Raw genomic sequence first — 18,251 nt, 5'->3', positions numbered from 1 at the left:
AAGCATGAATAACGTCTTGATGAGACTGACTTACATTCGCGATTTGCGTTAGGCTTCGTGAACCATGACGATGGTGGCGAGGGGCGGAAGCGTCAGTGCGATCGAATATGGCCGCCCATGCACCGAATGTTCCTCGGCCTCGACGCCGCCGAGATTGCCCACATTCGAGCCGCCATAAACCTCGGCATCGGTGTTCAGCCGCTCGGCCCAATGCCCATCCTTCGAAACACCGACGCGGTAGCCATGGCGGGCGATCGGCGTGAAGTTCGACACGATCAGCACCGAACGCCCCTCGCGATCCTTGCGCAGAAAGGCGATGACGCTTTCCTCCACATTGGAGGTGTCGACCCATTCGAAGCCGGCGGGATCGCAATCGAGCTGATGGAGTGCCGGGATCTCCCGGTAGAGGGTGTTGAGATCGCGCACGAGGGTCTGAACACCCTTGTGGCGGCTGCCCTCCTCTTCCAGGAGATGCCAGTCGAGCGACTGGTCGTGGTTCCACTCCCGCCACTGGGCGAATTCGCCGCCCATGAAGAGCAGCTTCTTGCCCGGATGGGTCCACATGAAGCCGAAATAGGCCCTGAGATTGGCGAATTTCTGCCAGTCGTCACCCGGCATCTTGCCGATCAGCGAACCCTTTCCGTAGACCACCTCGTCATGGGAGAGCGGCAGGACGAAGTTCTCCGAATAGGCATAGACCATCCCGAAGGTCATGTGGTGATGGTGATAGCGCCGATTGACCGGGTCCTCCTGCATGTAATGCAGGGTATCGTGCATCCAGCCCATATTCCACTTGAAGTGGAAGCCAAGACCGCCCGCATAGGTCGGCCGCGAGACGTCCGGAAAGGCCGTCGACTCCTCGGCATGGGTGGTTGCCTTCGGATAATATTCGCCAACGCGCTCGTTCGTGTCCTTCAGGAAGGCCATGGCCTCGAGATTCTCGCGCCCGCCATGGATGTTGGGCTCCCATTCGCCGTGATTGCGCGAATAGTCGAGATAGAGCATCGAGGCGACCGCATCGACGCGCAGACCGTCGATATGAAACTGATCAAGCCAATAAAGGGCATTGGCGACGAGGTAGTTCTTCACCTCGGGCCGGCCGTAATCATAGATCAGCGTGTTCCAATCCTTGTGGAAGCCGCGACGCGGATCGGGATGTTCGTAGATCGCGGTGCCGTCGAAGCGCACCAGGCCGTGAACGTCGGTCGGGAAATGGCCCGGAACCCAGTCGAGGATGACGCCGATATCCTCTTGATGAAGCGCGTCGACGAGACGGGCGAAGGCTTCCGGCGAGCCGTAGCGCGAGGTCGTCGCATACATGCCGATCGGCTGATAGCCCCAGGATCCATAGAAGGGATGTTCGGAGACCGGCAGGAACTCCACATGGGTGAAGCCCATCTCCTTCACATAGGCGACGAGTTCCTTGGCGAGCGCGTCATAGTCGAGGAACTCGTTGTCGGCGCCCCGGCGCCAAGAGCCGAGATGAACCTCATAGATCGAAATCGGCTTTTCGCGATCCTGCCAGTCGCTGCCATGGGACTGGAAGGCTTGGTCCTTCCACTCATGCTCGACAAGTCCGTTGACGACCGAGGCAGTGTGAGGCGCGATCTCCTGGCGGAAGCCGACCGGATCGGCCTTGAGCGGCTGCAGATTGCCGTCGACGCCGATCACTTCGTATTTGTAGCTCTCACCCTTGCCGATCTTCGGGATGAAGAGTTCCCAGACCCCGCATTCATGGCGTTTGCGCATGACCGAGCGGCGGCCATCCCAGGAATTGAAATAGCCGACAACGGATACACGGCGTGCGCCGGGCGCCCAGACGGCGAAAGCCGTGCCCTCGACCCCTTCCATGGTGGTCGGATGAGCGCCGAGCTTCTCATACATGCGATAGTGATTGCCCTCGGCGAGGAGATAGACGTCCTGCTCGCCGAGGATCGGGCCGAAGCGATAGGGGTCCTCCTCCTCCCAAGGCTCGCCGCCGCCATGAGAATAGCGCATCTGGTAAGGCTCGCCGGCTTTCAGCCCCGGCACGAAGCCGGAGAAAAAGCTCTCGGGCCCGAAAGGCTCCAGTTCGGCAAGCAGCTTGCCGCTGCCATCGATCACCGATGCCCAATGGGCGCCGGGTCGATAGACGCGCACGATCGATCCGCCCTCGACGGGGAAGCGGCCGAGGATCGCAAAGGGATCGCCATGGACCCCCCGGCCGATCTCCCAGGCCTGATGCTCGTCCGGCCGATGATCAACCGCACCCGCTTTCGTACTGTCGTTCGTAAAGCTCATTTCAGGACCTGTCTTTTCTCGAGGAGAGCAATGATCCCGCGAAGCGGGATCGACAGCCATGCCGGACGCATGGCCGCCTCATAGCGCAGCTCGTAGAACGCCTTCTGCAGAACGAAGAGATCGAGCAGTTGCGCCGTCGCTTCGTCGTCCAACGCAATTCCCGACGCCTCGCTCCAATATTTCAGGAAAGAGTCCGTCGTCTCGTCACGCCAGGACACCGCCATGTCGCGCAACCGCTCTGCCGTCGCCTCGTCGACGGGCCCGGCCCGGTCGCGTGCGGCAAAGGCTGCATAGTCGAAAGAGCGGACCATGCCGGCGACGTCGCGCAGCGGCGAGGTTTTCTCCCGCCGCTCCTCCAGGCTGCGGCCTGGCTCACCCTCGAAATCGAGGATGACCACGTCGTTCTTGGCCACCAGAACCTGGCCGAGATGGTAGTCGCCATGGATGCGAGTGCGATGGGTGTTCACCTTGAGGCCGCCGAACCGGTCGAACCAGGTGAGAATGTCCTTCTCGGCGCCGAGAAGACGCTCGACATCGGCAAGCTCCTCCTGGGGCAGATTGGGCTTGGCCTCGGCCAGGATCGCTAGCGCCTCGCCCGCCTCGCGCTTGGCGTCGCGAACGAGGGTCATGTAGGTCTCGTCGTCCAGCGGCTCGGGGTCGAAGGCCGCATCTCCGGTGCGGGTGGCGAGCGCGGCGTGCATCTCGCCGGTACGCCGACCGAGAACCTCGGCCGGATCGATCTGGATCTGCAGCTTCGGCTCGCTGATGGCGCCGACCTCCAGATTCTCGTCCGCGATCGGCTGCGAGGCATAGGCGTGATCGCGCAGATAGCGGGCAAGCGCATCGACAACGACCGACCAGGCATCGCCCTGGTTCTGGATCTGCTCGAACAGGGCTGCGACCGCTGTGCGGCTGCCGTCGGAGCGAACCAGTTCGATCGCGCCGAGAAGCGCGGGCGCGGCGTCGAATTCGGTCTTTTCGGTCAGGAAGCGCGTGACTTCGAGTTCCGGCTGGATGCCGTCACGCAGGCGGCGATAATATTTCAGGATCGCCTCGGTCCCCACCAAGAGCGAGGTGTTGGACTGCTCGCCCGACAGAACGCGGATCGCATCAGGTTCGACTTCGAGCGTGCGCGCCAAAGCCTCTTTCTGGCTTCCAGAAGCCGTGACGACGAGCTTGCCGTTGGAAAGATCCACATCCTTGCCATCGGCCATCGCCTTAATGGCCATGCGGGCGAGATCGGCCGAGCGCGTTCCGTCGATCAGAGCGCCGATATTCGGACCCTGGCGCACCCGCGCAATCGTGTAGGGCAAATCTGGCGCACCGGCGCTGAGTTGATCCTCGCCCCAGCGAACACCGAGCGGCAGGAGATAGCGATCTTCGCCCTCCTCGCTTCCGACGATCACCTCGGCCAAGAGATGGCGGCGGGACTCTTCGCTTGGCGCTCCCAGCACGGAGACGTCGAGCCGCTTCGGGCGCGCCGACTTGCCGGCGAACCAGCGCTGGTTGCCGATGAAGCTCGGCAGGACGGATTTCAGCTCGGTCAGATTGCGCCCGCCGATCGTCGCCTTCAGATCGCCCGGCGAGACAAGGGTCGAAAAGGCCGGCAGCGCGACCGGGCCAGCGACATAGCCCTTGGCGGCGGAGGGATCGACGAGATCGAACCAGAAAAAGCCGTAGGCCGGCAGGGTCAGCATATAAGGCAGGCTGCCGATCGGCGGGAAGGCCGAAAGCCCCAACATTTCGATCGGCTGATAGCCATTGTAGTCCGACAGATCGAGTTCGACCGCCTGAGCCGAGGACGAGAGATTGGCGACGCATAGGATGCGTTCGTCGCCATATTCGCGCAGATAAGCGAGGATCTTGCGGTTGGACGGCAAGAGGAAGGTGATTTCCCCGCGCCCGAAAGCCTCCTTCGTCCGGCGCACCTGGATCAGGCGCCGGGTCCAGTTGAGCTGGGAGGCCGGGTTGTTGGACTGGGCCTCCACATTGACCGCCTGATAGCCATAGACGGCGTCCTGGATCACCGGCAGATAAAGCCGCTGAGGATCGGCGCGGGAGAAGCCGCCATTGCGGTCGGCGGACCATTGCATGGGCGTTCTGACACCGTCGCGATCACCGAGATAGTAGTTGTCGCCCATGCCGATCTCGTCGCCATAATAGACGACGGGCGTGCCGGGCATAGACATCAGAAGCGCGTTGAGAAGCTCGACCTTGCGCCGGTCATTGCCCATGAGCGGGGCCAGGCGTCGGCGGATGCCGAGATTGATGCGGGCGCGTGTGTCGGAGGCATAGGTCGACCAGAGATAGTCGCGCTCCTCCTCCGTCACCATTTCGAGCGTCAGTTCATCGTGATTGCGCAGGAAGATCGCCCACTGGCAATTTTCCGGAATTTCCGGCGTCTGGCGCATGATGTCGGTGATCGGATGCCGGTCTTCCTGGGCGAGCGCCATATACATGCGCGGCATCAGCGGGAAGTGGAACGCCATGTGGCATTCGTCGCCCTCGCCGAAATAGGGCCGAGTATCCTCCGGCCACTGGTTCGCCTCGGCGAGCAGCATGCGATCCGGATAGTGCTTGTCGAGATCGGCGCGGATCGCCTTCAGGACGTCGTGGGTCTCGGGCAGGTTCTCGTTGTTGGTGCCTTCGCGCTCGACGAGATAGGGGATCGCGTCGAGCCGAAGCCCGTCGACGCCCTTGTCGAGCCAGAAGTGCATGACCGACAGCACTTCCTCCATCACCTTCGGATTGTCGAAGTTGAGGTCCGGCTGGTGCGAGAAGAAGCGGTGCCAGAAATATTGCTGGGCGACCGGGTCCCAGCTCCAGTTGGAGGTCTCGGTGTCGGTGAAGATGATGCGGGTGAGATCGTAGCCCTTATCGTCGTCGGCCCAGACATAGAAGTCGCGTTCGGGCGAGCCCTTCGGTGCATGCCGCGCCGCCTGGAACCAGGGATGCTGGTCCGAGGTGTGGTTGATGACGAGCTCGGTGATGACGCGCATGCCGCGCTTGTGCGCTTCTTCGATCAGCCGCTCGACATCCTCCAGATTGCCATAGGAGGGGTTCACCGAGCGATAATCGGCGATGTCATAACCGTCGTCGCGCAAAGGCGAGGGATAGAAAGGTAGAAGCCAGATCGCCGTGACGCCCAGCTCCTGAATATAATCGAGGCGCGAGAGGAGACCCGGAAAGTCGCCGACGCCGTCGCCATTGGAATCGACGAAGGTTTTCACATGCAGCTGATAGATGATGGCGTCCTTGTACCAATCCGGAGCGTCCGGATTGGGTCCATGGGTCTGCTCCAGCTGTGCGGCGGTGACGATCTCGTTCATGGGGTCTCGTTAGGCTCCTCGGACTTCAGGTCGGCTTTCGGCAAAAGCGCAGGGGCGCGCGCCGTCAGGCCGGTTCCGGGCTGATCTTGAAAACGGCATAGGGACAATCCTCCGGGTTCAGCCACCAGTGCTGAACCTTGCCGTGCCAGGCGACCGCCTGGCCGCTGGCGAGGTTTTCGGCGCGAACCGTATCCCCGTCGCCAAGGCCGAACTCCCAAAGCGGCACCTCGAAATGGCCGCCTTGGGCATGATGCGGGTCGAGATTGACCATGAAGAGAAGGAAGCTCGACAGGTCCGGCGTCCGCTTGCCGTAATAGAGGATCTGGTCGTTCCAGAAATTGTAGAAGGCGAGATTGCGGAACGATTGCAGCGCGCCTTCGGTGTTGCGCAGGCGATTGAAGAAGGCGATGTCGTCGCGAATATTGCCCGGCGCCTTCCAATCGAAGGCGCGGATCTCGTATTTCTCCGAGTTGAGATATTCTTCCTTCCCGGGGACCGGCAGGAATTCACAAAGCTCGAAGCCGGAATAGACGCCGTAATTGCCGCCGAGCGTGGCCGCCAGCGCAAGCCGCGTGCGAAATCCCGGACGTCCGCTCGTCTGCAGATAGATCGGGTTGATATCCGGCGTGTTCACGAAGAAGTTCGGGCGCATATACTCGCCGCATTCTTCTTGCGTCAGCTCGGTCAGATACTCCGCCAGCTCCCACTTTTCGTTGCGCCAGGTGAAATAGGAATAAGACTGGTTGTAGCCGACCTTTGCGAGGCGCTTCATCACCTTGGGCCGAGTAAAGGCCTCGGCGAGGAAGATAGCGCCCGGCTCGACCTTGCGCACTTCCGCGATCACCCATTCCCAGAACGGAAACGCCTTGGTGTGCGGGTTGTCGACGCGGAAGATGCTGACGCCCTTCTCCACCCAGAACAGGAAGATGTCGCGCAGCTCGTACCAGAGCGAGGGCAGCGCGCCGCGATAGAAATGGACGTTGACGATGTCTTCGTATTTCTTCGGCGGATTCTCGGCGAATTTGATCGTGCCGTCCGGCCGCCAGTCGAACCATTCCGGATGCTCCTTGATCCAGGGATGGTCGGGCGAGCACTGGATCGCGAAATCGATGGCGATCTCCAGCCCATGGTCTTTCGCCGCCGCAATCAGCCGCGCAAAATCCTCGAACGTGCCGAGTTCCGAGTGGATCGCATCATGGCCGCCTTCGGGCGACCCGATGGCATAGGGGCTGCCCGGATCGTCCTCGGCCGGTGTCAACGTGTTGTTCTTGCCCTTGCGGTTCGTCTTGCCGATCGGGTGAATGGGCGGAAAATACAGGACGTCGAAGCCCATTTCCTGAATGTCCGGCAGGCGCTTGATGACGTCGTCGAAGGTGCCGTGGCGGTTCACGTCGCCGGACTGGGAGCGCGGGAAGAGTTCGTACCAGGCCGAGAAGGCCGCCCGAGGCCGATCCACCCAGACGGGAATATTGCCCGGATAGCGCGATAGATTGGTGCGGTGGCCAGCCGCCTTCAGGAGATCGATCGTCTCCTCCTGCATCATCAGCGAATATTGGCCGGTGCCATCGCCGCGCTCGGCCATTTTCTCGAGCCGTTCGAGAAGCTTCACAAGCCCCTTCTGCTCTGCCTTGGAGCCACGGCCGGAGCCTTGAGCGGCGCGAACCAGTTCACGCGCTTCGGTCAGTTCCAGATCAGTCAGCTTGCCGGCGTCGCGCTTCTTTTTCGCCTCGTCCCGCCATGTCGCGTAGAGATCGCGCCAGGCGATGATGGAATAGCGATAGGGTCCGGCCTTGTCGAAGCGGATGGTCGCGGCCCAGCGGTCGTTCTCTACAAAGGCAAGCGGGGTCTCGCTCCATTTATCGGCTGTCGCTGGCCCATAGACGACGGCGCAAGCAATCTTGTCGTGGCCGTCGGAAAAGACATCGGTCGAGACGGTGAGGTCCTCGCCCTCGACGCGCTTGACCGCGAAGCGGCCTCCGTCGATTTCAGGCGTGACGCCCTCGATCGCCAAGCGGTTTTCGGCGAGGGCCATCAAGGCCGCCTCGCTCTCGGCGGACCGGCGGCCTGCCTTCTTCTTGGTCGCGCGTGGCGCGTCAGTGGCCTCTGCCATGGCATGCCCCTTCGGTTCGAATCCCGTTTCGAGTGCCGACGACCCCGGTGGGAGGTCGCATGCGACGTCGTGCATCCATCAAAGGGATAGAGGGCGAGCCTCGCATTTCCAGGCGCAGGGCCGCGTTCCCTTGAGATTTTGACGCTGAATCGCTCAAAGCAACGAATGGCTGAAGGCTAGCCCCCGTTCCATCGGAACGGGTGACACTTGAACCACATGGCGAAAATGACGGGCGCAGGAAGACCGAGGCGCGACAACCATCGCGCCTCGGCAGAAAACTGAGATCGAGATCGTCGGTGTCAGCTCTTCCGCTCAACGACGACGAGCCGCTGCTCGCCGAGCCCGCTCGCACCAAGCGTCACGATATCGCCGACCTGAAGGAAGCGTGGCGGGTTCATGCCCGCGCCCACACCGGCCGGGGTTCCCGTCGTGATGACATCGCCCGGCATCAGCTTCATGAAATGCGAGATATGGGAGACGAGGGTCGCAAAGGAGAAGATCATGTCGGCGCTCGTCCCCTTCTGGCGCGGCTCGCCATTCACATTGAGCCAGATGTCGAACGCCTGCGGGTCTTCAATCCGGTCCTTGGTGACGAGCCAGGGGCCGAGTGGGCCGAAGCCGGGACTGCTCTTGCCCTTGATGAACTGTCCGCCGCGATCCTTCTGAAAGGTGCGTTCGGTCACGTCATTGCACAAGCAGAAGCCTGCCACATGATCCATCGCCTCTGCCTCGGAAACGTAGAGCGCCTCCTCGCCGATGACGATTGCGATCTCGGCCTCGTAGTCGAGCTTCGTCGCGTCCTTCGGCATGATGATGTCGTCATGGGGCCCGCCGATCGCGGAGGGCGCCTTGGAGAAGAGCAGCGGCTGTGTCGGCGTTTCCGCGCCGGTCTCCTTCGCATGCTCGGCGTAATTGCGTCCGATCCCAAGGAAGTGACCGATGCGTCCGACCGGCGGACCGAGCCGATGGGACGGATCGGCCTTGGGCAGGCTTTTGGGATCGAGCGACGCCAAATGGGCGAGCCCGTCGCGCGACAGGACAGACCCGGCAATGTCGTCGATCTCATGGGAGAGATCGCGCAGGACATGCTCGTCGTCGATGAGACCGGGCTTCTCCTCGCCGGGCGCGCCGAACCGGACCAGTCGCATGATATGGGCTCCTTTCAAGAGGGCCGGAGGCATGATCGCATCCAGCCAAAACCTGCGGAAAACGGCCGTGCTCGAACGTTCTACCGGCACAAAATGCTCGCGCATCGGGCCGCTGAGGCGTTCAAGCGCCACCCGGGCTTAGCCCCAACGCTTCCGATCATGAACCGGAGGCTTGGGGGGGGGGGGCGAGCCGCCGCTCACCTTTTCGTTGACCAACAGCTTGCTCTCTTCCCGAGAAGGTCAAGCTGCCACATCATTATCGCTCGTCCCATGCCGTCCGCGTTCATCCGTTCAGGCAGCGTTCACGTGCCAATCGGCCTCATTGGGACACTTGGATCGGAGGAAACGATCATGTCCATCTTCAAATCGTTAACCGTCAAGACATTGGCTGTCGCCCTGGCTCTCTCGCTTGCACCGGCCACAATGCCGGCCGGCATGCAGCTTCCCGGCCTCGGTATCAGCCAAGCGAAAGCCGACCCTTATTGGCGCGGCGGGCGCCATTACCGACATGGCGGCTATCGCGGCCACCGAGGGTATCGGGGCTACAGGGGCTATCGCCATCATCGGCGCAACGACGCCGCGGCGGCCGCGATCATCGGCGGTATCGTCGGGCTCGGCGTCGGCGCCGCGATCGCCAGCCAGCCGCGCTACAATCGCTACGAGCCACGTCCGCTCTATCGCGTGCGCCCGGCTCGCCAGCACTATGTGGCGCCCGCCTATGGCGCCCCGCCTCGCGGGAGCGGCGCCTGGTATCGCTATTGCGCCGCCAAGTACCGCTCCTTCGACGCCCGGTCGGGCACCTATCAGCCCTATCACGGCCCGCGCCGGGTCTGCCGCTGAGCCGGCGACACGAATGTCAGGAGACGGCGCTCACAAGGGCGCCGTCATGCCTTTCAGCCATTGAGCCTCGCTCGGCGTCACAAAGGGTGTAAGCTCGTCTGCCACCCGCCGGTGATAGGCATCGAGCCAGACGCGCTCCTCCTCGAAAAGCAGCGAGAAATCGATGAGGCGGCGGTCGATGGGGGCAAGGGTCAGGGTCTCGAAGCCCAGCATCGGCGCGTCGCCTCCCGCTATGGGCGCCGGTCCCTCGACCAGAACGAGATTCTCGATACGGATGCCGTAGGCGCCTTCCTTGTAGTAGCCGGGTTCGTTGGAGAGGATCATGCCCGGCTCCAAAGCAACCATGCCGCGCCGGGACAGCGATTGGGGCCCTTCATGCACCGCCAGAAAGGCGCCTACGCCGTGGCCGGTGCCATGGGCGTAGTCGCAGCCCGCCTTCCACAAAGCGATGCGTGCGAGCGCGTCGAGATCGACGCCGCGCGTGCCTTTGGGAAACCGCGCCGTCGAAATCGCGATCATTCCCTTGAGGACGAGCGTGAACATCCGTCGCATCTCGTCGGTCGGCTCGCCGATCGGCACGGTTCGGGTGATGTCGGTCGTACCGTCCTCATACTGGCCACCCGAATCGACCAGATAGAGTTCGCCAGCCTGCAGCATCCTGTTGGAGCGCTCGGAGACCCGATAATGGACGACCGCGCCATGGGGCCCGGCGCCTGAGATCGTATCGAAGGAAATATCCCGCAGGGGGCGCTGCGCCGCCTCGCCGGCCGCGACACGGCAGGCTTCGAGGCGTTTGGCGGCGCCGATCTCGTCGAGGCTGCCCGGCGCCTGATCGTCGAGCCAGGCGAGAAAGGCGACCATCGCCGCCCCGTCCCGTCGATGGGCGTCCCGGCTGCCGGCAATCTCGGCCGCCGTCTTCGTGGCGCGCGGCAGGCTTGCCGGATCGGTGAGCGCGACGACGCTCCCGCCCGCCTTTTCGACGATCTCGGCCAGCGCCGCCGCGGCCAGATTGCGGTCGAGCCCGACCTTGGCATTCGTCGCCGCCTTGGCGAAATCGTCGGCAAAGGCCTCATAGGGCCGCAGCGTTGCGAGCGCTGCGAGATGGCGCGCTTCCTCCGCCCCGACCTTTCCCTCGTCGACGAAGAGGGTCGCGGTGCCATCGGCGCGGATGATCGCGAAGGACAGGACGAGAGGCGTGTGGGCGACGTCGCTGCCCCGGATGTTGAAGGTCCATGCGACGGAGGCCGGGTCGGTCAAGGCCGTCAGATCGGCGCCGGCCTCGGCAATGCGTCCGGCGATCTCGTCGAGCTTTTCGCGCACCGTCCGGCCCGCCAGCGCTTCGTCATGAAGGCGCAAGGGGGCGGCGGGAGCGGCTGGCCGGTTCTGCCACAGACTGTCGATCGGGTTGTCGTTAAGCCGAACGAGCCTGCCCCCGACCTTGTCCAAGGTGCGTTTGAGACGTTCGAGACCCGCGATCGTCGTCAGCCAGGGGTCGACGCCGATGGCAAGGCCCTTGGCATGTTCGGAAAGATAGGCTTCGAGCGAGGTCTCGACGCTGGAGACCGGCTCGAAGATGTCGAGGTCGAGCTGCTCGCGCATCTGGATCGTATAGCGTCCGTCCGACAGGAGCGCGGCCCGATCGGCGAGAACGACCGCGGTGCCCGCCGAGCCCGTAAATCCGGTCAGCCAGGCGAGCCGCGCTTCGCTTTCGGGGATATATTCGTTTTGATGGCGATCGGCCCGCGGCACGACGAAGCAATCGATGCCGAGCGCGTCGAACCGGCTGCGGAGCGCCTCGATGCGCTGCCGGGTCTCGGTGGAATCGCTGACATCGTCAAAACTTTGAAACATGAATGGCTCGCGGATCGAGGAAGGGGAATGGGCAAACCCTATCCCAGCGCCGACGTCACTGCGAGCCCTCATTGCGACTGGAAGGCGGAGAGCGGAAAGCGACCATGGACCGGCGATCGAGGCACAATCTCTCAGGAGCCGCCGCGATGGCAGCGAAAGCAAACCGTCAACCCTAACGACCTATTCTTACGCGACGATGAATCCGGCGAATTGCTGCATTGCAGCAGACGGGCGGGAGCTATGCAGCCAGCCGCCTAGCTCAGGCTCGCGCCAAGGCGCATATAGGTTGCCAGGGAGGCTAGCCCTGCCAGCCGAGAGGATTTTCATCATGGCAACGACGACCTTCACCGATCTTTCCATGCGCAAGACCCGCCAGTCGAAGGGCGTGATGCGCACCATGTTCGACCGTGTGATGGAAGGCCGCGAGCGTCAGGTTCGCCGCTACATCGCGCAGAACTACGCGCTCCACGGTATCGACTTCGAAAACAGCGATCGCGGCACGCTGTTCGAGGGTGACGCACCGAAGCGTTGACTGACGGTGGTCGGCCGAATGGGCGCCTCATGCTGAGGCGTCGTGGCGCGACCGGCACAAAACACGTTCCGCATTCGACCGCTAAGGGCCCGCTCCGATCCACGGAAGCGGGCCTTTTTCTTGCCCCGAACGCCCCTGTCGTCGATACATCAACGCGACAGGAGCAGCGTCACCCATTCGCCCATTGTCAGCGTGCGGCGATGATACAGCCCTTGCGTCGCGAAGCTTGCCAGAACAGACCAGCGCTGTTCCGTGAGAATGCCCGAAAGAATGACGCGTCCGCCCGGCGCGAGATGGCGGGCGAAATCGGGCGCCATGGCCCGCAAAGGACCTGCCAGGACATTGGCAACGATCAGATCGAATGGCGCCTTTGTCGCAACCTGACCCGAGCGAAATCCTGTCGCTTCGACGCATGAGACCAGTCCAGCCACGCCGTTCTCGCGTACATTGTCGGCCGCAACCTTGACGGCAACCGGATCGATGTCGGTGGCAAGCACCGGCATCCGGGCCAGTTTGGCGAGACCGATGGCGAGCACGGCGCTGCCCGTTCCAAGATCGAGCGCCCGGCGCGGCTTGCGACGGCGCACCTCTTCGCCGATGAGCGTCAGACAGCCGGCCGTGGTTCCGTGATGCCCGGTGCCGAAAGCCATGCCGGCTTCGATCTCGATCGACAGATCGTTCGGCCGCACCTTGTCACGGTCATGGGCGCCATGGACGAGGAACTGCCCCGCCCGCACCGGCTTCAGCCCGGCGAGAACGTCGGCCATCCAGTCCTTGTCCGGCAGATCCTCTCGCCCCACGCGATCCGTCGCAACACCGATCGCTTCGGCGAAATCCGCCGCGCGGTCATCGCCCTCGTCCACATCGAGATAGGCCGACGCCTCGAAAAGGCGCTTGGCCTCGTCGATTTCGGTGATGGCCAGAGGCGAGCCCTCGTCCTCGAAGGCCGTCTCCAGCGCGGCGTACCAGCCCTCGGCATCTGCCTTGGGCCCCTGAATGAAGTAACGTATCTGCATGGATCAGAGCGTTTGCGCTTTTCGCTTGACACTTTCAATGGTGCGGCGAGCCCGTTCGGCTCGGACATCCTTGTCCGTCGTCGTCGCCTTGGCGATCTTTTCCTGATCGCGGTCCGCTCGTGGCGGACCAAAAGAAATGATTGTATCGCCTTCGACCGGATCGCCCGACCCTTCGCTCGACGCGAAGACCAGGGCACCGGAGGGCTTGATCCAGAGAAGGATCTGCGTTCCCTCTACCCGCGTCTCGACGAATTTTTTATAGCTGAATTCATCCGTCAGCCGTGTCGCCTGGAAGTTCCAGCCATCGACGACGAGATCGCGCAGTTGCGCAAAGCTCTTGCCCGGCTTGAACAGCGGCAGACCGCCGATCGTGAAGCTCATGGAGCGGCGCTCCGACTCGCCGGTCTCGCCGATCTGGAAAACGTCGGAACGGCCGATTTCCGGGGCAAAGTCCGTCGTGATCAGTGCATTATAGGCGTCATTGTCGGTCGCGGCGATCATATGGTCGAAGCGCGACAGGTTGAGATTGTGGTGAGCCGCTTCCGACAGGATCTCGCCATACCAGGTCTCGACCTCGGCAAGTCGGGCCTCGGAAATCCGCGACCAGTTGGAATCGGCGATGAGAACCGGCACTTCCTGGGCTTTCAGCCGGCGAGCGAGCGCGATGGTGAAGCGCGAGGCTCCGACGAGGAGAACGCCTGGCCGCGCAGCCGCTTTGAGGTCGAGAAGCTTGGCGAGGGGGCCGAGGGTGAAACCGTGAAGAAGGATCGTGGCGGCAACCACGGCGAAGGTATAGGCGATCATGCGGTCGCCATCGGCCACGCCGAGATTGGTGAGCGTCGCGCCGAAGAGGCCGGCGACCGCAACGGCGACGATACCGCGCGGCGCGATCCAGGAGACTAGAAGCCGCTCCTTCCAGTCGAGCCCGGCGCCGATCGTCGACAGGCCGATGGCGAGCGGACGGATAATGAAGAGCACGGCGACGATGAAGGCGACGGCCTTCCATTCCAGGCTCAGGATCGTCTCCGCCTCAAGCGAGGCGGTCAGCACGATGAAGAGACCTGAAACGAGCAGGATGGTGATCGTCTCCTTGAAGCGCTTCAGCTCGTTGAGGCTGGAGATGCGCGCATTGGCCATGGTGATGCCCATGACGGTGACGGTCAGAAGACCCGCCTCTTCCAGGACGAGATTGGTGAGCGCATTCATCGCCACGACGACGGCGAAAAGGATCGGCGCCTTCAGATATTCCGGCGCATGGCCGCGGGTGAAGAGCCAGCCAAGCGCCCTGCCCGCCGCGATGCCGCCGCCGATCGCGATCACCAGCGCGAAGATCACGTCGAGAACCAGACCTTCAGCCGCGTGTTGGCCATGGATGACGAGATAGCCTTCGAAGCAGATGACCGCGAAGAGCGCGCCCAGCGGATCGTTGACGATCGCTTCCCATCTGAGGATCGATGCCGGCCGGGCCTTGAGCTTGGCATGGCGCAGAAGCGGCATGATCACGGTCGGCCCGGTGACGACGAGAAGCGCACCGAGGACGAGCGAGGTCGGCCAGGACAGATCGCCGACATAATGGGCTGCGAGCGCCGTCAGGAGCCAGACCATGGGGCCGGACAACAGCACGATGCGGCGCACCGCCGTCGAGGTCTCACGGATCTCGCGAAAATTGAGCGTCAGCCCGCCCTCGAACAGGATGATGGCGACGGCGGTCGAGACCAGCGGCGTATAGAGATCGCCGAAATCGTTGCGGGGGTTCATGGCGCCGGTCAGCGGCCCGAACAAAAGACCGACGGCGAAAAGAAGGACGATCGCCGGAAGCCGCAGCTTCCAGGCGAGCCACTGGGACGCGATGCCGGCAAAACCGATCAACGCGAGTTGGAGGGCGAGATCTTGCATTCATGTCCCAGTCGGATCGGGCGCGGAGCACCGGCACGGTTTATCGATAGTGCAGAAAGCACCGCGCATCATCGCACGGATCGGCTTCGAGAACATCTCGAACAGAGCGCGAGAGAGCCCCTCGAAGCCAATCGATGTCGGAAGGAATGGATTCTAGGCTTGTTCCGCCGACCGGAAAGATGCAGCCACGAAGGATCGGCCAAGCCGATCGACCGCGTCGACCAAAAGGCGGTCAGACGCCGGTCAGCTTTTCCAGCTTCTTGAGCGCCGTCTCGGGATTCTCGTCGTAAGAGATGGTCCCGTCCAGCCGGCCCTCGTCGTCGATGAGGAAGGTCGTCGCCGTGTGATCCATCGTATAATCGTCGCCGTCGCCGACCTTCTTCGAATAGATCCCCCACGCTTTTAGCATGGAAGCGACCTTTTCGGGATCGCCGGTGACGGCGCGGACATCCTTGGTCAGGGCTTCGACATATTCCTTCAGGACGGACGGGGTGTCGCGCTCGGGATCGACGGTGACGAAGACGATCTGAAACGGCTCGCCGCCCTCCTCCACGATCTTCTGCTGATAGCCGGAGAGCTCGTAAAGGGTCGTCGGGCAGACCTCAGGGCAATGGGTAAAGCCGAAGAAGACGGCCGAGGGCCGTCCCTGGAGCGCCGCTTCGGTGATCGTCTCGCCATTCTGATCGACGAGTTGAAACGGCGATCCGAATGGTTGACCGCTTTGCGCCGTGCCGCGATGGGCCTGGGTGAAGAAGAGCGCAGCTGTCGCGCCCGCCAGAAGGGCCGCGACGATCCAGAGACCGATACGAAGTGCTTTCATGGGAGGTGCCGCAATTCTTTCGCGTTCGACGTTGCCCTTCACCGGGCGATTGGCCCTTGCCGGTATCATAGCTCGGCAAATGAATCGACAAAGAGCCGGGCGGCTCCCCTCAAGATCGAGTGTGGAGCGCTGCGGCCTTCAGAAGCACAAGGCCCAGCCGGCGGCGAGCGTATCGAGGAAAATGCGCTCGCCATGCTTCATCCAGCCGAGCGCCGCCTCGAAAGCGAGCCCGGCAACACCGATCACGACGAAGCAGATACCGAAAGCGGCGAGCCATCGAGTGGCTCGAAGGGTTCTGGCCGAATCATTCATGATCATTTGATAGAACCAAAACAATCGTTACACCAATCAATTATAGCAGCGTGGAGGGAACTCTGCGGAGCTTAACAAGTCCGTTGGCACAAGTCCGGCGTCGGTAACCAGACCCAGACAAACAAAGCCGCTGCCCCGTTCTTTGAACCGATGTCTGTTTGTGCCGGTGCGGCAAAGCTTGATACGAGGTCGCATTGCCGCTTTCGCGAATGACCGCCTCACCCGGAACCGAACCATGCCCGACTATGATCCTGAGGCCGACCCATCGCATCTGGAATTGCGGTTTCGGCCCAAGGAGCCGAAGATCCACCCATCCGCCTCGCTGAAGAGTTGCAAGCTTGCCGACTATGTGGAGATCGGGCCTCGCGTGACCTTGCGTGACGTGGAGATCGGTGCCTTCACCTATTTCGAGCCGGGCGGCGAGGCGACTTACGCCTCGATCGGCCCTTTCTGCTCGATCGCGCCGAATGCGCGGATCAATGCCCTCGCCCATCCGCTCGACCGAGTGACCACCCATAAGATCGCCTATCGCCCCAACGAGTATTTCCGCTGGCGCCCGGTCGATCAAGGGTTTCGCGATACCCGGCGGGCGGCCCGCGTGACGATCGGCGCCGATGTCTGGATCGGGCAGAATGCCGTCATCATGCCCGGCGTGACCATCGGCACCGGCTCGGTCATCGGCGCCAATGCGGTGGTGACGAGGGACGTCACCGCCTACGCGATCATTGCAGGCGTCCCCGCTCGAGTCTTGCGCTCACGCTTCGATCCGTCGATCGCCGAGCGCCTTCTCGCGCTCGCCTGGTGGGACTGGCCGATCGACACGCTCTTCGAAGCCTGTCCCGATATGGCGGCGCTTCCCGTCGAGGCCTTTCTCGACAAATGGGAGGCTCAGGACCCTTTCGCGTCGACCAAGACGAAATAGAGAAGCGAGAGCGCTGGCGCCCCGGCCCCGACGAGGCAGACGGCCGTCCAGCCGAAGGTTTCCAGAAGCGGACTCGCCAAAGCCGAGCCGACCGCGCCGCCCAGGAAGAAGGTCGTCATATAGACCGAATTCAGGCGATTGCGGATCGAGGCGTCGAGTTCGTAGATCTCGCGCTGGCCGAAGACGAGATTGGCTTGAACGCCGAGATCGATAACGACACCGGCGAGAAGCAGGGGCCAGAACACGGTCTCCCCGAACCAGGCGAGCACGAAGGCGAGGACCGCCAGCGAAATCGCGATCGTGGTTCCGATGACCGTATGGCCCCGATCGGCGAGCCGTCCGGCAATGGGAGCGGCAAAGACGCCGAAGACGCCGGCAAGCGTGAAGAGCGCGACTTGCGTCGATGAGAAATTGAAGGGCTCGCGAAACAGAATGATCGGCGCGGCCGTCCAGAACAGGGAGAAGGCACCGAACATGCTGGCATGATAGAGCCCACGGCGCCTGAGGACCGGCTGCTTCGCAAAGAGCTTGCCAAGCGAGCCGATGAGTTCGCCATAGCCCTTGCCCACGGTCGGTGTCCGGGCGGGCAGACGCAGGAGACCGACGAGCAGCACCAGACCGACGAGAGCGGCCGAAGCGGCGAAGACGCCACGCCAACTGATATAGTCGGCAAGAAAGCTCGCCACAGGCCGCGCCAGGAGAATGCCGCCAAGAAGCCCGGTCATGACATTCCCGACGACGGCTCCGCGCTCGGCGGCCGGGGCGAGATTGGCGGCGAGCGGGACGATCATCTGCGCGGCGCAGGAAGTGATTCCGACGACGAGCATCATGGCAAAGAGCGAGGCGAGCCCCGGCGCCAACGCCAGACCGACGAGGCTCACCACGTTCAGCCCCATCGTGGCGAGGATCAGCTTGCGGTTCTCGAGAATATCGCCGAGCGGTACGAGAAAGACGAGGCCGATCGCGTAACCGATCTGGGCGACCGTCACGATGACGCTCTCGGCCGAAACGGACAGACCGGTGTCGGCCCCGATCAGCGCGACCAGGGGCTGGGCATAATAAAGATTGGCGGCGAGGGCCCCGCAGGCGACGGCAAACAATGTCGTCAGAGCGAGCCCGATCCGTTGCGATTGAGCGTCGGTCTCCGCTCCGCTGCCCGTCTCGGTGCTTGCGGTCATGGGAAGGATCATCCTAG

General features: G+C 62.9%; 13 protein-coding genes. 3 read left to right on the top strand and 10 right to left on the bottom strand.

What is annotated here, in order from left to right:
- Positions 1 to 48 precede the first annotated feature (48 nt).
- From glgB to B9A15_RS00915, 4 genes are all read right to left on the bottom strand, one after another.
- The gene (gene glgB, locus B9A15_RS00930) at positions 49 to 2,280 is read right to left on the bottom strand and encodes a 1,4-alpha-glucan branching protein GlgB (protein ID WP_084408027.1); all 2,232 of its coding nucleotides are present in this window, start codon (positions 2,278 to 2,280) and stop codon (positions 49 to 51) included.
- Positions 2,277 to 5,609 (bottom strand): maltose alpha-D-glucosyltransferase, encoded by a 3,333-nt coding sequence (treS, locus tag B9A15_RS00925; RefSeq protein WP_084408026.1) that lies wholly within the window; start codon positions 5,607 to 5,609, stop codon positions 2,277 to 2,279. Before treS ends, glgB begins: the two co-directional genes overlap by 4 nt.
- Before the next feature lie 64 nt (positions 5,610 to 5,673).
- Positions 5,674 to 7,719: an alpha-1,4-glucan--maltose-1-phosphate maltosyltransferase gene (locus B9A15_RS00920; RefSeq protein ID WP_139798139.1), complete on the bottom strand. Its 2,046-nt coding sequence runs from the start codon at positions 7,717 to 7,719 to the stop codon at positions 5,674 to 5,676.
- Positions 7,720 to 8,018: 299 nt separating this feature from the next.
- Positions 8,019 to 8,867 carry a fumarylacetoacetate hydrolase family protein gene (locus B9A15_RS00915; protein ID WP_084408408.1) on the bottom strand — a complete coding sequence of 283 codons (849 nt, stop codon included), beginning with the start codon at positions 8,865 to 8,867 and terminating at the stop codon, positions 8,019 to 8,021.
- Positions 8,868 to 9,218: 351 nt separating this feature from the next.
- Between B9A15_RS00915 and B9A15_RS00910 the strand changes: the two genes are divergently transcribed.
- Positions 9,219 to 9,707, top strand: coding sequence for a BA14K family protein (locus tag B9A15_RS00910; RefSeq protein WP_084408024.1), 489 nt, complete (start codon positions 9,219 to 9,221; stop codon positions 9,705 to 9,707).
- Positions 9,708 to 9,737: 30 nt separating this feature from the next.
- Here B9A15_RS00910 and B9A15_RS00905 read toward each other — a convergent pair whose 3' ends face one another.
- Positions 9,738 to 11,558, bottom strand: a complete 1,821-nt coding sequence (locus tag B9A15_RS00905; protein ID WP_084408022.1) for an aminopeptidase P family protein — start codon at positions 11,556 to 11,558, stop codon at positions 9,738 to 9,740.
- Between the two features lie 328 nt (positions 11,559 to 11,886).
- Between B9A15_RS00905 and B9A15_RS00900 the strand changes: the two genes are divergently transcribed.
- Positions 11,887 to 12,090 carry a hypothetical protein gene (locus B9A15_RS00900; RefSeq protein ID WP_084408020.1) on the top strand — a complete coding sequence of 68 codons (204 nt, stop codon included), beginning with the start codon at positions 11,887 to 11,889 and terminating at the stop codon, positions 12,088 to 12,090.
- A 149-nt stretch (positions 12,091 to 12,239) separates the two neighbouring features.
- Here B9A15_RS00900 and B9A15_RS00895 read toward each other — a convergent pair whose 3' ends face one another.
- The 4 genes from B9A15_RS00895 to B9A15_RS00880 all read right to left on the bottom strand — a co-directional run bounded on the left by B9A15_RS00895 (position 12,240) and on the right by B9A15_RS00880 (position 16,134).
- On the bottom strand, positions 12,240 to 13,106 hold the full coding sequence (locus B9A15_RS00895; RefSeq protein ID WP_084408018.1) for a 50S ribosomal protein L11 methyltransferase: 867 nt from the start codon (positions 13,104 to 13,106) through the stop codon (positions 12,240 to 12,242).
- A 3-nt stretch (positions 13,107 to 13,109) separates the two neighbouring features.
- Entirely contained in the window at positions 13,110 to 15,002 is a 1,893-nt protein-coding gene (locus B9A15_RS00890; RefSeq protein WP_084408016.1) for a cation:proton antiporter, read from the bottom strand.
- 232 nt (positions 15,003 to 15,234) lie between these two features.
- On the bottom strand, positions 15,235 to 15,822 hold the full coding sequence (locus tag B9A15_RS00885; RefSeq protein ID WP_084408014.1) for an SCO family protein: 588 nt from the start codon (positions 15,820 to 15,822) through the stop codon (positions 15,235 to 15,237).
- Between the two features lie 138 nt (positions 15,823 to 15,960).
- The gene (locus B9A15_RS00880) at positions 15,961 to 16,134 is read right to left on the bottom strand and encodes a hypothetical protein (RefSeq protein ID WP_210190458.1); all 174 of its coding nucleotides are present in this window, start codon (positions 16,132 to 16,134) and stop codon (positions 15,961 to 15,963) included.
- A 235-nt stretch (positions 16,135 to 16,369) separates the two neighbouring features.
- On the opposite strand from B9A15_RS00880, the gene B9A15_RS00875 reads away from it, so the two are divergent.
- Positions 16,370 to 17,056: a DapH/DapD/GlmU-related protein gene (locus tag B9A15_RS00875; protein WP_084408010.1), complete on the top strand. Its 687-nt coding sequence runs from the start codon at positions 16,370 to 16,372 to the stop codon at positions 17,054 to 17,056.
- On the opposite strand, the gene B9A15_RS00870 is transcribed toward B9A15_RS00875, so the two are convergent.
- Positions 17,023 to 18,234, bottom strand: coding sequence for an MFS transporter (locus B9A15_RS00870; protein WP_084408406.1), 1,212 nt, complete (start codon positions 18,232 to 18,234; stop codon positions 17,023 to 17,025). The genes B9A15_RS00875 and B9A15_RS00870 overlap by 34 nt on opposite strands.
- Positions 18,235 to 18,251: the final 17 nt, after the last annotated feature.

Source organism: Fulvimarina manganoxydans (genome assembly GCF_900176465.1).
GTDB lineage: Bacteria > Pseudomonadota > Alphaproteobacteria > Rhizobiales > Rhizobiaceae > Fulvimarina > Fulvimarina manganoxydans.
The sequence above is the reverse complement of the archived record's forward strand: the minus strand, read 5'-3'. Positions and strand labels throughout refer to the sequence as shown.